The sequence below is a fragment of the Chromobacterium sp. Beijing genome (genome assembly GCF_021496765.1).
Classification (GTDB): domain Bacteria; phylum Pseudomonadota; class Gammaproteobacteria; order Burkholderiales; family Chromobacteriaceae; genus Chromobacterium.
Genome location: NZ_CP053750.1, coordinates 5,310,810 through 5,324,645, shown reverse-complemented (window position 1 = coordinate 5,324,645; position 13,836 = coordinate 5,310,810). Strand labels below are relative to the sequence as shown.

Annotated in this window: 9 protein-coding genes and 3 rRNA genes; all 12 read right to left on the bottom strand. The window is 58.5% G+C overall.

Annotated elements, in window-relative coordinates:
- Nucleotides 1–23: 23 nt before the first annotated feature.
- The 12 genes from rrf to HQN78_RS24905 all read right to left on the bottom strand — a co-directional run bounded on the left by rrf (nt 24) and on the right by HQN78_RS24905 (nt 13,536).
- Nucleotides 24–138 (bottom strand): 5S ribosomal RNA (gene rrf / locus HQN78_RS24960).
- Between the two features lie 123 nt (nt 139–261).
- Nucleotides 262–3,150 (bottom strand): 23S ribosomal RNA (locus HQN78_RS24955).
- Between the two features lie 304 nt (nt 3,151–3,454).
- Nucleotides 3,455–4,990: ribosomal RNA gene (locus tag HQN78_RS24950) — 16S ribosomal RNA — on the bottom strand.
- The 16S, 23S and 5S rRNA genes sit together here, the layout of an rRNA operon.
- A 377-nt stretch (nt 4,991–5,367) precedes the next feature.
- Nucleotides 5,368–5,913 (bottom strand): glutathione peroxidase, encoded by a 546-nt coding sequence (locus tag HQN78_RS24945; RefSeq protein ID WP_107800335.1) that lies wholly within the window; start codon nt 5,911–5,913, stop codon nt 5,368–5,370.
- A gap of 111 nt (nt 5,914–6,024) precedes the next feature.
- The gene (gene trxA, locus HQN78_RS24940) at nt 6,025–6,387 is read right to left on the bottom strand and encodes a thioredoxin (RefSeq protein ID WP_107800336.1); all 363 of its coding nucleotides are present in this window, start codon (nt 6,385–6,387) and stop codon (nt 6,025–6,027) included.
- A gap of 137 nt (nt 6,388–6,524) precedes the next feature.
- Nucleotides 6,525–7,727 carry a sodium/glutamate symporter gene (gene gltS / locus HQN78_RS24935; RefSeq protein ID WP_235087058.1) on the bottom strand — a complete coding sequence of 401 codons (1,203 nt, stop codon included), beginning with the start codon at nt 7,725–7,727 and terminating at the stop codon, nt 6,525–6,527.
- A gap of 147 nt (nt 7,728–7,874) precedes the next feature.
- Nucleotides 7,875–8,819 carry a class I SAM-dependent methyltransferase gene (locus tag HQN78_RS24930; protein WP_107800338.1) on the bottom strand — a complete coding sequence of 315 codons (945 nt, stop codon included), beginning with the start codon at nt 8,817–8,819 and terminating at the stop codon, nt 7,875–7,877.
- Nucleotides 8,820–8,915: 96 nt separating this feature from the next.
- Entirely contained in the window at nt 8,916–9,440 is a 525-nt protein-coding gene (gene coaD, locus HQN78_RS24925) for a pantetheine-phosphate adenylyltransferase (RefSeq protein ID WP_107800339.1), read from the bottom strand.
- A gap of 181 nt (nt 9,441–9,621) precedes the next feature.
- Nucleotides 9,622–10,593, bottom strand: a complete 972-nt coding sequence (locus HQN78_RS24920) for a peptide ABC transporter ATP-binding protein (protein WP_227104687.1) — start codon at nt 10,591–10,593, stop codon at nt 9,622–9,624.
- The gene (locus HQN78_RS24915; RefSeq protein ID WP_107801933.1) at nt 10,590–11,564 is read right to left on the bottom strand and encodes an ABC transporter ATP-binding protein; all 975 of its coding nucleotides are present in this window, start codon (nt 11,562–11,564) and stop codon (nt 10,590–10,592) included. Before HQN78_RS24915 ends, HQN78_RS24920 begins: the two co-directional genes overlap by 4 nt.
- A gap of 10 nt (nt 11,565–11,574) precedes the next feature.
- The gene (locus HQN78_RS24910; RefSeq protein WP_107800341.1) at nt 11,575–12,489 is read right to left on the bottom strand and encodes an ABC transporter permease subunit; all 915 of its coding nucleotides are present in this window, start codon (nt 12,487–12,489) and stop codon (nt 11,575–11,577) included.
- A gap of 18 nt (nt 12,490–12,507) precedes the next feature.
- Nucleotides 12,508–13,536 carry an ABC transporter permease subunit gene (locus HQN78_RS24905; protein ID WP_107800342.1) on the bottom strand — a complete coding sequence of 343 codons (1,029 nt, stop codon included), beginning with the start codon at nt 13,534–13,536 and terminating at the stop codon, nt 12,508–12,510.
- Nucleotides 13,537–13,836: the final 300 nt, after the last annotated feature.

The window sequence follows — 13,836 nt, the reverse complement described above, 5'->3', positions numbered from 1 at the left end:
TGAGCTGGGCTTTGCAATGGGGCGTCTGGCGGTGTCCTACTTTCACATGGCGAATGCCACACTATCATCGGCGCTAAGGCGTTTCACGGTCCTGTTCGGGATGGGAAGGCGTGGGACCACCTCGCTATGGCCACCAGACATAAACTGGTACAAACTTGAAGAAGCCTAGGTCGATCCTGGATCAACCCACATATATTCGGTATTCAATTGTGTCGCACAACCACTATCTCGTCACTCGGTTTCCCAAGCCACTCAAATGATAGGATCAAGCCTCACGAGCAATTAGTATCGGTTAGCTTAACGCCTCACAGCGCTTCCACACCCGACCTATCAACGTCCTGGTCTCGAACGACTCTTCAGGAGGGTCAAGCCCTCAGGGAAGTCTCATCTTCAGGCGAGTTTCCCGCTTAGATGCTTTCAGCGGTTATCTCTTCCGCACTTAGCTACCCGGCAATGCGACTGGCGTCACAACCGGTACACCAGAGGTGCGTCCACTCCGGTCCTCTCGTACTAGGAGCAGCCCCCGTCAAACTTCCAACGCCCACTGCAGATAGGGACCAAACTGTCTCACGACGTTTTGAACCCAGCTCACGTACCACTTTAAATGGCGAACAGCCATACCCTTGGGACCGGCTACAGCCCCAGGATGTGATGAGCCGACATCGAGGTGCCAAACACCGCCGTCGATGTGAACTCTTGGGCGGTATCAGCCTGTTATCCCCGGAGTACCTTTTATCCGTTGAGCGATGGCCCTTCCATTCAGAACCACCGGATCACTATGTCCTGCTTTCGCACCTGCTCGACTTGTCGGTCTCGCAGTTAAGCTACCTTTTGCCATTGCACTATCAGCACGATTTCCGACCGTACCTAGGTAACCTTCGAACTCCTCCGTTACACTTTGGGAGGAGACCGCCCCAGTCAAACTGCCTACCATGCACTGTCCCCAATCCGGATCACGGACCAAGGTTAGAACCTCAAACACACCAGGGTGGTATTTCAAGGACGGCTCCATGAGAACTAGCGTTCCCACTTCATAGCCTCCCACCTATCCTACACAAGTCTGTTCAAAGTCCAATGCAAAGCTACAGTAAAGGTTCACGGGGTCTTTCCGTCTAGCAGCGGGGAGATTGCATCTTCACAAACACTTCAACTTCGCTGAGTCTCAGGAGGAGACAGTGTGGCCATCGTTACGCCATTCGTGCGGGTCGGAACTTACCCGACAAGGAATTTCGCTACCTTAGGACCGTTATAGTTACGGCCGCCGTTTACTGGGGCTTCGATCAAGAGCTTGCACCCCATCACTTAACCTTCCAGCACCGGGCAGGCGTCACACCGTATACGTCCACTTTCGTGTTGGCACAGTGCTGTGTTTTTGTTAAACAGTCGCAGCCACCGATTCTCTGCGACCTCTCAAAGCTCCTCCCGCAGGGGATTCACTCTAAGAGGCATACCTTCTCCCGAAGTTACGGTATCAATTTGCCGAGTTCCTTCTCCTGAGTTCTCTCAAGCGCCTTAGAATTCTCATCCTGCCCACCTGTGTCGGTTTGCGGTACGGTTCTTATGCAGCTGAAGCTTAGTGGCTTTTCCTGGAAGCGTGGTATCAGTCACTTCAGGTCCGTAGACCCTCGTCATCACGTCTCGGCCTTAAGGGAAGGCGGATTTGCCTACCTCCCCAGCCTACCGGCTTAAACAGACTATTCCAACAGTCTGATGACCTAACCTTCTCCGTCCCCACATCGCACTGCATAAAAGTACGGGAATTTTAACCCGTTTCCCATCGACTACGCTTTTCAGCCTCGCCTTAGGGGCCGACTCACCCTACGCCGATGAACGTTGCGTAGGAAACCTTGGGCTTTCGGCGAGCGGGCTTTTCACCCGCTTTATCGCTACTCATGTCAGCATTCGCACTTCTGATATCTCCAGCATCCCTTACGAGACACCTTCACAGACCTACAGAACGCTCCCCTACCATCTGCACTTACGTGCAAATCCGCAGCTTCGGTTATCAGTTTGAGCCCCGTTACATCTTCCGCGCAGGACGACTCGACCAGTGAGCTATTACGCTTTCTTTAAATGATGGCTGCTTCTAAGCCAACATCCTGGCTGTCTATGCCTTCCCACCTCGTTTACCACTTAACTGATCATTTGGGACCTTAGCTGGCGGTCTGGGTTGTTTCCCTCTTGACGATGGACGTTAGCACCCACCGTCTGTCTCCCATGCTCGCACTTTCCGGTATTCAGAGTTTGCCATGGTTTGGTAAATCGCAATGACCCCCTAGCCATAACAGTGCTTTACCCCCGGAAGTGATACATGAGGCACTACCTAAATAGTTTTCGGGGAGAACCAGCTATCTCCGAGTTTGTTTAGCCTTTCACCCCTATCCACAGCTCATCCCCTAGTTTTGCAACACTAGTGGGTTCGGACCTCCAGTGCGTGTTACCGCACCTTCATCCTGGCCATGGATAGATCACTCGGTTTCGGGTCTACGCCCAGCAACTAAATCGCCCTATTCGGACTCGGTTTCCCTACGCCTCCCCTATTCGGTTAAGCTCGCTACTGAACGTAAGTCGCTGACCCATTATACAAAAGGTACGCAGTCACGGAACAAGTCCGCTCCCACTGTTTGTATGCATCCGGTTTCAGGTTCTATTTCACTCCCCTCCCGGGGTTCTTTTCGCCTTTCCCTCACGGTACTGGTTCACTATCGGTCGATCATGAGTATTTAGCCTTGGAGGATGGTCCCCCCATCTTCAGACAGGATTTCTCGTGTCCCGCCCTACTTATCGTACGCCTAGTCCTTGGAATGCGTTTTCGTGTACGGGGCTATCACCCACTATGGCGGTCCTTTCCATGAACCTTCCACTAACACAATCCATAACACGTACAGGCTCTTCCGCGTTCGCTCGCCACTACTAACGGAATCTCGGTTGATTTCTTTTCCTGCAGCTACTTAGATGTTTCAGTTCGCTGCGTTCGCCTCCTCAGACCTATGGATTCAGTCTGGGATCTCCTTGCGGAGGGGTTTCCCCATTCGGACATCGCGGGATCAAAGCTCTATTGCCAGCTCCCCCGCGCTTTTCGCAGGCTTACACGTCCTTCTTCGCCTATGATCGCCAAGGCATCCACCAGATGCACTTAGTCGCTTGACCCTATCATTTCAGTAACCTAGATCACCAAAACAACAAGTGTGTTTGTGCGACGACTACACCGCCCCTTTTGATATGGCGACGTAGCCTAGATACAATCAAATACCCAAGATGACGATCCGTCCGCGTAAAGAGTTAACTCTACGCTTCCTTCTCGCCGTCTTTATATATTCGGCTTCTTCAGTTTGTTAAAGATCAGTGCGTTCAAACAACGCGATCACAGTACTCATCCAAGCACTCTGATCGCGAGACTCAAACTCGCGAATAACCGATAGGCTGTAAGTACTCGATCAACAACCTTCTCTAGAAAGGAGGTGATCCAGCCGCAGGTTCCCCTACGGCTACCTTGTTACGACTTCACCCCAGTCATGAATCCCACCGTGGTAAGCGGCCTCCTTACGGTTAGCCTACCCACTTCTGGTGAAACTCACTCCCATGGTGTGACGGGCGGTGTGTACAAGACCCGGGAACGTATTCACCGCAGCATGCTGATCTGCGATTACTAGCGATTCCGACTTCACGCACTCGAGTTGCAGAGTGCGATCCGGACTACGATCGGTTTTATGAGATTGGCTCCACCTCGCGGCTTCGCGACCCTCTGTACCGACCATTGTATGACGTGTGAAGCCCTGGTCATAAGGGCCATGAGGACTTGACGTCATCCCCACCTTCCTCCGGTTTGTCACCGGCAGTCCCATTAGAGTGCCCAACTTAATGATGGCAACTAATGGCAAGGGTTGCGCTCGTTGCGGGACTTAACCCAACATCTCACGACACGAGCTGACGACAGCCATGCAGCACCTGTGTTAACGCTCCCTTTCGGGCACCACCACATCTCTGCGGCGTTCGTTACATGTCAAGACCAGGTAAGGTTTTTCGCGTTGCATCGAATTAATCCACATCATCCACCGCTTGTGCGGGTCCCCGTCAATTCCTTTGAGTTTTAACCTTGCGGCCGTACTCCCCAGGCGGTCAACTTCTCGCGTTAGCTACGCTACCAAGGATTCAAACCCCCAACAGCTAGTTGACATCGTTTAGGGCGTGGACTACCAGGGTATCTAATCCTGTTTGCTCCCCACGCTTTCGTGCATGAGCGTCAGTGTCATCCCAGGGGGCTGCCTTCGCCATCGGTATTCCTCCGCATCTCTACGCATTTCACTGCTACACGCGGAATTCTACCCCCCTCTGACGCACTCTAGTCGTGCAGTCTCCAATGCCGTTCCCAGGTTAAGCCCGGGGCTTTCACATCAGACTTGCACAACCGCCTGCGCACGCTTTACGCCCAGTAATTCCGATTAACGCTTGCACCCTACGTATTACCGCGGCTGCTGGCACGTAGTTAGCCGGTGCTTATTCTTCCGGTACTCTCAGACCCAGCGGTTATTAACCACTAGGATTTGCTCCCGGACAAAAGTCCTTTACAACCCGAAGGCCTTCTTCAGACACGCGGCATGGCTGGATCAGGCTTGCGCCCATTGTCCAAAATTCCCCACTGCTGCCTCCCGTAGGAGTCTGGGCCGTGTCTCAGTCCCAGTGTGGCGGATCATCCTCTCAGACCCGCTACTGATCGACGCCTTGGTGAGCCTTTACCTCACCAACTAGCTAATCAGACATCGGCTGCTCGTATAACGTGAGGCCTTACGGTCCCCCACTTTCCCCCTCAGGGCGTATGCGGTATTAATCCGGCTTTCGCCGAGCTATCCCCCATTACACGGTACATTCCGATGCATTACTCACCCGTTCGCCACTCGTCAGCGGTGCAAGCACCCTGTTACCGTTCGACTTGCATGTGTAAAGCATGCCGCCAGCGTTCAATCTGAGCCAGGATCAAACTCTTCAGTTCAATTCCAAGCAAATTTTCTGGCACGCAAGATCAAAGAAACATCGAGACATTTCTCGTCTTGCAGTGCAAGTGTTTGGTCATCGACCGAGCACTTACACCTATCGGTTATTCGTTCTGTTAAAGATCGGTGCAGGTCGCTGCGCTTCGTTTCCGCCGCTGCGTTGTCTGCTGAGGAGGCGAACTATACGTCAGCCCCCTAAACCCGTCAACACCTTTTGCGAGAAAAACCTCAACAAAAGCGGGCCTCACAGGCCAAACCCTTGACGCAACAAGCAATATCCGAAAGGGGTATTTGCCAACACCCCCTCCCGACCCCGCCGAACCATGAAAAACGGGCCGGCGCTTCGCCGGCCCGTTGCGGGATGCGCGCAAATCTTCTAGTTTTTCACGCTCTCCGCCGGCTTCAGATAAGGCAGGAAGGCGTTGACGACTTCCGGATCGTCCGGCTTGGTGCGCGTGCCTATGCTGACCACCTTGCTGGCGCCGGGCAGGATCAGGTATTTGTGGAAGTTCCATACCGGAGCGTCGTCGGTGGCCTTGATCAAGGCTTTGAAGAACGGCTGCGCATCGGCGCCGCGCACATGCCCTTTTCCGGCCATCGGGAAGGTCACGCCGTAATTGGCTTCGCAGAAGGCGCCGATCTCCTTATCGCTCTCCAGTTCCTGAAAGAAATCATTGCTGGGAAAGCCGACCACCATCAGCCCCCTCTGCCCATAGGTCTGATACAACGATTGCAGTTGCTTGAACTGCGGCGTGAAGCCGCAGTGGCTCGCGGTATTGACCACCAGCAGCGGCCGGTCCGCGTATTGGCATAGATTGATCTGGCCGCCCATCAAGCCCGGCACCGTGTAGTTCAATAAAGCCGGGCAAGCCGCCATCACCGCCTGACTGCAAAAAATCAGCATTGCGCCCCATCGTTTCATTCGCGTCTCCTCGCTGCGCCATACCTATATAGATGGCAGACAAAATAATAAGGCAATGCCTGAAGCATTGCCTTATCTATTGTCCTGAGCGCCGCGCCTCGGCGCCAGCTGTCATTCCTGCTGGCTGGCGATGTCGGCCCGCACCTTGTCCATGTCCAGTTCGCGCAGCCCCTGGATCAGTTGTTCGAATTGCGCCGCCATCATCGCGCCGGCCTGGTTGAACACCATGATGCCGTCCTTGATGGCGATCAGCGTCGGAATGGAGCGGATATTGAAGTGAGCGGCCAGGTCGCGTTCGTCTTCGGTATTGATCTTGCCGAACACGATGTCGGCGTGTTTTTCCGACGCGGCTTCGAAAGTGGGGCCGAACATTTTGCACGGACCGCACCACGGCGCCCAGAAGTCGAGGATGACCAGGCCTTCCTCTTTCATATGGGTGTTGAAGTTGTCGGCGTTGAGATTGATGTAAGCCATGGGGATGTCTTTCGCTGTCTGAAGCGCCCGCCAGCGGCGGGCTGTTGCAGCAAAGATAGGTACGCGGCCACGGCATTGCAAGGCTATCGCCTGGTTGAATTTATCAATCCGGGCGATAGCCTCCGCTGCCGCAAGGCTTAGCCGATGAAGGGCAGCGCCAGGTAGAGCTTGATCACAATGGCGTTGACGATGTCGATGAAGAAGGCGCCCACCATGGGCACCACCAGAAAGGCCAGATGCGAAGGGCCGAAGCGCTCGGTCACCGCCTGCATATTGGCGATGGCGGTGGGGGTGGCGCCCAGGCCGAAGCCGCAATGGCCGGCGGCCAGCACCGCCGCGTCGTAATTGCGGCCCATCACCCGGAAGGTAACGAAGATCGCGTACATCGCCATCGCCGCGGTTTGCGCCAGCAGCAGCACGAAGATGGGCAGCGCCAACGCCGCCAAATCCCACAAGCGCAGCGACATCAGCGCCAGGGCCAGAAACAGCGACAGGCTGACATTGCCGAGCACCGACACTTCGCGCTCGAAGATCTGATACCAACCCAAAGCCGCCAAGCCGTTGCTGATCAGCACGCCGACGAACAATACGCAGACGAAGGTGGGCAGTTCCAGCGGCGTGCCTTTGAGCAGGCCGCCGAGAAAGGTGCCGCCCAGCAAGCAGACGGCGATCAGCGCCAGGGTCTCGATGAAGGAATGCGGCGTGATCAGACGCTGGGCGTCCGGTTGTTCGAAGGCCAGCGGCGGATCGTCGGCATTGTGCTCGGCGCCCGGGGTTTGGACTTTCTTGACCAGGAAGCGCGCCACCGGGCCGCCGATCAGGCCGCCCAGCACCAGACCGAAGGTGGCGCAGGCCAGCGCCAGTTCCGAGGCCGAGGCCAATCCGTATTTGGAGGCGAAGGTGCCGCCCCAGGCGGCGCCGGTGCCGTGACCGCCGGACAAGGTGATGGAGCCGGCCAGCAAGCCCATCAATGGGTCCAGGCCCAGCAGGCTGGCCAAGGCGATGCCCAAGGTGTTCTGCACCAGCAGCAGGCCGACCACCACGGCCAGGAAGATGCCGACGGTCTTGCCGCCCTGTTTCAGGCTTTTCAAATTGGCGTTGAGGCCGATGGAAGCGAAGAAGGCCAGCATCAGCGGGGTTTGCAGCGAAGCGTCGAAGCGGACTTCGCTGCCGGTGACTTGGCGGAACAGCAGCAGCAAGGCGGCGATCAGCAAGCCGCCGACCACCGGCTCGGGGATGTTGTAGGTGCGCAGCGCGCCGACATGCGCCACCAGTTTGCGCCCGAGCAGCAAAACCAGCGACGCGGCCACCAGGGTGCCGTAGAAATCGAGTTGAATCATCGAGTCTCCTTATTGTGATGAGCGAAAGCGCGCATGATTCAGACTAGCAGCTGTCGGAATGTTGTCGCGCCATGCAATACGATAGGAAACCCGGCGATAAAGTTCGGCCTCTAATTAACCGGAACCTTATATAGAAGACTCAAACCGCTAGTCGCGGCGTATCTGCCAGCACTGATGGATGGCTCGGTTGCGGAAGTCTTCCGGCACCGATTGCGCGCTGATGTCGCGGATGACGTAATCCTCGGCCAGTCTCTCGTCCAGCTTGAAGCTGCGCAGATTATTGGAGAAGTACAAGGTGCCGCCCGGCGCCAGCAGCGCCATCGCGTAGTCGATCAGCCAGACGTGATCGCGCTGCACGTCCAGGATGTCGCGCATTTTCTTGGAGTTGGAGAAGGTGGGCGGGTCCATCACGATCAGGTCGAACTGCTTGCCGCCGTCCACCGCCTCTTCCAGATACTGGAACACGTCGGCCCTCACCAGCTGATGCCGGGCCAGATCCAGGCCGTTGAGCTCGAAATTGCGGCGCGACCAATCCTGATAGGTATTGGACATGTCCACGGTTTCGGAACTGATCGCCCCGCCGCAGCCGGCATAGACGGTGAAGCTGCCGGTATAGGCGAACAGATTGAGGAAACGCTTGCCGGCGGCCTCTTCCCTCACCCGCTTGCGGGTGTTGCGGTGGTCCAGGAACAGGCCGGTGTCCAGGTAGGCGTCCAGGTTGACGATGAAACGCTGGCCGAACTCATCAATGATGAAGTCGTCGCCCGACTGTCCCACTTTCTCATACTGGCTGACGCCCTTTTGACGGCGGCGGTTCTTCAGCGTCACCGCGCCGGGCGCAAGGCCGGTGACCGCGCACAGGCTGTCCACCACCGCGTTGATCCAGTCGCGATAGGCCTCGTCCTCCATCTCCCAACCGGTGTCGTACTCCTGCAGATGGACGCGCTCGCCGTACAGGTCCACCGCGAACGGGAACTGCGGCACGTCCTTGTCGTAAACGCGCCAGGCGTCCAGCCCCTGGCGGCGCGCCCATTTGGCGTGGTGCTTGAAATTCTTGGCCAAGCGATTGGCGAATGGGCTGACGTCCAGCATGAGTCCTCGATATGGGCGATGGGCAAAACACAAAACAAACGCGCCGCTGACTGCAGGCGGCGCGTGAACGGATATCCAATTCTATTACAGCCGCGGCTATTCGGACGAATACATCTCGATCAGCTTGCGGTAGACCGGCTCCGGCAGATATTGGCGAATCACGCTTTCCCAGCCGCGCGGCCCCACCAGGCCTTTGACCATCGTCGACGACACCTCGGCGTATTCGCGCGGCGGCAGCAGGAAGATGGTGGTGATGTCCGGGTGCAAATCGGAGTTGATGTAGCGCATGGTGCGCTCGTACTCATAGTCGCTGGCGGTGCGGATGCCGCGGATGATGTAGTTGGCGCCTATGCTTTGCGCGTAATTGACCAGGAACTGGTTCTCGAACACATCCACCCGCAACTTGCTGAAGCCGCCGGTGACGGCGCGCAGCAAAGCCACTCGTTCCTCGACACTGAAGGTACAGTGTTTTTCCGGGTTCACTCCGACCGCTACGATCAATTCGTCAAACAGTTCCACCGCTTCGCGAATCATCCATAGGTGACCGTTGGTCACCGGGTCGAAGCTGCCCGCGTACACGGCTCGCTTCAATTCTCGTTTTCCTTTGACTGTGTGTGCCATGGCGAATGTATCGTGGTCGTTGGGGGCGGGTAAAGCAATTTTTGTGCATTGCGCAAAATGTTTCGCTTCCAGCTGGACTATCCGCAGCAGAATCTGTCCATTTTCCTCATTATCGACAAAGCGCGGCCAAAAAAAAGCGGGCCGCGCATGGCGGCCCCGCTGACGATAGGACAATACGCGCTCAGACGTTGATGTCTTCGGCGCGATGGCAGGCGATCATGCGCTGATCCAGCTCGCGCAATTCCGGCACCTCTTCCCCGCAACGCTGGTTCGCGTGCGGGCAGCGCTTGTGGAAGGCGCAGCCCGACGGCGGCTTCAAGGGGCTGGGCAGTTCGCCTTCGATCTTGATCTTGATGCGGCGCTGCTCAGGATGGATGGACGGCGTCGCCGACAACAAGGCCTGGGTATAGGGGTGCAGCGGCCGTTCGTAAACGCGGTTCTTTTCTCCCACCTCCACCGCCCGCCCCAGGTACATCACCATCAGGTCGTCGGCCACATGCTCAACCACCGACAGATTGTGGGAGATGAACACATAGGCGGTCTTGAACTCGTCCTGCAAATCCATGAACAGATTGAGCACCTGGGCCTGGATGGACACGTCCAGCGCCGAGGTGGGCTCGTCCGCCACCACGATCTTGGGGTTCAGCATCATTGCGCGCGCGATGGCGATGCGCTGACGCTGGCCGCCGGAGAACATATGCGGATAGCGGAAGAAGTGCTCCGGTCGCAGACCGACCCGCTGCATCATGCCACGCACCTTGTCTTCGCGCTCCTTGGCGTTCAGCGAGGTGTTGATCAGCAGCGGCTCGGCCAGCTGGCTGCCGATTTTCTGACGCGGATTCAAGGACGCGTACGGGTTTTGGAACACCATCTGCACCTTGGTGCGCATGGCTTTCAAGTCGGCCTTGCCGGCCTGGGCCGCGTCCTTGCCGTCCAGCAGCAAAGAACCGGAGGTCGGCGCTTCGATCAGCGTCAGTTGCCGGGCCAGCGTGCTCTTGCCGCAGCCGGATTCGCCCACCACCGCCAGCGTCTTGCCGGCCTGCAGTTCGAAGGAGACGCCGTTGAGCGCCTTGACCTGCGCCGAGGGCTTGAGGAAGCCCTGGGACACGTCGTAATAGCGGGTCAGATCCCGCGCTTGCAATACGGTGCTCATTTCGCCTCCTTGTCCAGCAACGGGTAGTGGCAGCGCACGGCGCCGCCTTCCACCGGGGTCAGCCCCGGACGCTGGGTCCGGCAGTTGTCCTTGACATAGGGGCAACGCGGCGACAACAGGCAGCCGCTGGGACGGTCGTACTGCCCCGGCACGATGCCGGGCAAGGTGTTCAGCCGATGCGCGCCTTTGCTGTGCTCCGGAATCGACGACAGCAGCGCCTCGGTGTACGGGTGGGTCGGGTGGTTGAACACGCCGGGCACCGCGCCCATCTCCGCCACTTGGCCGGCGTACATCACCGCCAGCCGGTGGGCCACCTCGGCCACCACCGCCAGATCGTGAGTGATCATGATCAGCGCCATGTTCTGGCTTTTCTGCAGGCTGACCAGCAACTCCATGATCTGCGCCTGAATGGTCACGTCCAGCGCCGTGGTCGGCTCGTCGGCGATCAAGAGCTTGGGATTACAGGCGATGGCCATCGCGATCACCACGCGCTGGCTCATGCCGCCGGACAGCTGGTGCGGATAGGCGTTGAGCCGCGAGGCCGGCGCCGGAATCTCCACCAGTTCCATCAGTTCCAGCGCGCGCCGCTTCAGCGCCGCTCCGCGCAGACCCTGATGCAGCTTCAGCACTTCCATGATCTGGTAACCGACGGTGTAGCTGGGGTTCAGCGAGGTCATCGGGTCCTGGAAGATCATCGCGATGTCCTTGCCGACGATCTTGCGGCGCTCGCGCGAGGAAATGGTCAGCAGGTTCTTGCCGTCGAAGCTCAGTTCGTCGGCCACGATGCGACCCTGGCCTTCCAACAGCCCCATCATCGCCATCATGGTCACCGACTTGCCGGAGCCGGATTCGCCGACGATGCCGACGATCTCGCCCTGATTGACCTCTAAGTCCAGCCCCTCCACCGCGCGGAAGGGATTTTTTTCCGAACCAAACTCCACCGAGAGGTTCTTGATTTGCAACAAACTCATGTCCATCCCCTCAAGCGGCGCGCTTCAGTTTCGGGTCCAGCGCGTCGCGCAGGCCGTCGCCCATCAAGTTGATGGCGAGCACCGACAGCAAAATGGTCAGGCCGGGCAGCGTCACCACCCACCAGGCGCTTTCAATGTAATCGCGGGCCGAGGCCAGCATGGTGCCCCACTCCGGGGTGGGCGGCTGCACGCCCAGGCCGAGGAAGCCCAGCGCGGCGATCTCCAGAATGGCCGAGGAAAAGCTCATGGTCGCGTGCACGATCAAGGGCGCCATGCAGTTGGGCAGCACGGTGACGAACATCAGCCGCGGCAGGCCCGCGCCGGCCACGCGCGAGGCGGTGACGTAGTCGCGGTTCAGCTCGGTCATCGCCGACGCGCGGGTCAGGCGCACATAGGCGGGCAAGGACACGGTGGCGATGGCGATCATCGCGTTCATCAGCCCCGGTCCGAGAATGGCCATGATGGCCACCGCCAGCAACAGCGAGGGCAAGGCCATCATGATGTCCATCAGCCGCATGATCGCGCCACCGAGGGCCTTGGGAAAGAAGGCGGCCAACAGGCCGAGCACCACGCCCGGCAGCAAGGCCATCAGCACCGAGCACAGGCCGATGAACAGCGACAGCCGCGCGCCGTGAATCAGCCGCGACAGGATGTCGCGCCCCAATTCGTCGGTGCCGAACAGGAACTGCGCCGAACCGCCGTCCACCCAGGCCGGCGGGGTCAGCAAATGATCGCGGTACTGCTCGATGGGGCTGTAGGGCGCCACCAGCGGCGCCAACAGCGCACAGGAGGTGACGATCAGCATGAAGATCAGGCCGGCCACCGCGCCCTTGTTGTGGGAAAAGCCCTGCCAGAACTCCTTCAGCGGCGAGGGATAGGCCAGCGCCAGGTCCGGCCCGGCGTTGACTTGCGTAGTCTGAGTCATAAGTCCACCTACTGGCTGTTACTTGGCGTGACGGATGCGCGGATTGGCGATGCCGTACAGGATGTCGACGATGAAGTTGGTGACGATCACCAGCGTCGCCACCATCAGGATGCCGTTCTGCACCACCGGATAATCGCGGCGGCTGATGGCGTCGATCAGCCATTTGCCTATGCCCGGCCAGGAGAAGATGGTTTCGGTCAGCACCGCGCCGCCCATCAGCGTGCCCACTTGCAGACCGATCACGGTCAACACCGGGATCAGCGCGTTGCGCAGGGTGTGGATGAAGATCACTCGCGCCGGCGACAGGCCCTTGGCGCGCGCGGTGCGCACATAGTCTTCGCGCAGCACTTCCAGCATCGACGAGCGCGTCATCCGCGCGATCACCGCCAGCGGAATGGTGCCCAGCACGATGGCGGGCAGGATCAGGTGCATCAAAGCGTTCTTGAAGGCGCCGGCGTTCACTTCCGGATCCGCGACCTCCGCCATCCAAGAGTCGATCAGCATGAAGCCGGTGTGCGGCGCGATGTCGAAGGTCAGGTCGACGCGGCCGGACACCGGGGTCCAGCCCAGCTTGACCGAGAAGAACATGATCAGGATCAGGCCCCACCAGAAGATGGGCATGGAGAAGCCGGTCAGCGAGATGCCCATCACGCCGTGGTCGAACAGCGAGCCGCGCTTGATGGCGGCGATGACGCCGGCCAGCAGACCCAACACGGTGGCGAAGATCAAGGCGGAGATCGCCAATTCCAGCGTGGCGGGGAACAGGGTTTTGAACTCGGTCCACACCCCGGTCTTGGTCACCAGGGACTCGCCCAGGTCGCCATGCAGCAGATTGACCACGTAGTCGAAATACTGAGCGTACAGCGGCTTGTCCAGACCCAGGCGATGCAAGGCTTCGGCGTGCATTTGCGGATCGAGCGCGCGCTCGCCCACCATCACCTCCACCGGATCGCCCGGAATCATGCGGATCAGGCCGAAGGTCAGCAGCGTGATGCCGAAGAAGGTTGGCACCAATAAACCCAACCTTCGCAGAATAAAGGAAAACATGAGGACTTCTCCCTTGCGCCGGCCCCGCTGGGCGACTGGGCGCAATACTCAAATGAGACCCAGAGCGACGACGCCTTGCATGGCAAACGGCGAACGACGGCTCTATTACGTTTTGGGGAGACGTTACCGGAATCGGACGGAGAAGAAGCAAGGAAAACAGCAAGAAGAGCGCCGAAGCGATGGCATGCAACTGAACCACCCACCCACATCAGCTGCGCCACCGCCACGGCAAGTGCAAGATAGCACCCCTCGCCGCAGACGAGCTTGACCCAGGTCAAGCCGGACGCACAGCCTCTCCAC

Bases quoted from the DNA above. Each gene is read 5' to 3' on its own strand.
- trxA (WP_107800336.1), bottom strand. From the start codon at position 6,387: ATGGCTTACATCAATCTCAACGCCGACAACTTCAACACCCATATGAAA.
- HQN78_RS24920 (WP_227104687.1), bottom strand. From the start codon at position 10,593: ATGAGCACCGTATTGCAAGCGCGGGATCTGACCCGCTATTACGACGTG.
- HQN78_RS24945 (WP_107800335.1), bottom strand. From the start codon at position 5,913: ATGAAACGATGGGGCGCAATGCTGATTTTTTGCAGTCAGGCGGTGATG.
- coaD (WP_107800339.1), bottom strand. From the start codon at position 9,440: ATGGCACACACAGTCAAAGGAAAACGAGAATTGAAGCGAGCCGTGTAC.
- HQN78_RS24915 (WP_107801933.1), bottom strand. From the start codon at position 11,564: ATGAGTTTGTTGCAAATCAAGAACCTCTCGGTGGAGTTTGGTTCGGAA.
- HQN78_RS24905 (WP_107800342.1), bottom strand. From the start codon at position 13,536: ATGTTTTCCTTTATTCTGCGAAGGTTGGGTTTATTGGTGCCAACCTTC.
- HQN78_RS24910 (WP_107800341.1), bottom strand. From the start codon at position 12,489: ATGACTCAGACTACGCAAGTCAACGCCGGGCCGGACCTGGCGCTGGCC.
- gltS (WP_235087058.1), bottom strand. From the start codon at position 7,727: ATGATTCAACTCGATTTCTACGGCACCCTGGTGGCCGCGTCGCTGGTT.
- HQN78_RS24930 (WP_107800338.1), bottom strand. From the start codon at position 8,819: ATGCTGGACGTCAGCCCATTCGCCAATCGCTTGGCCAAGAATTTCAAG.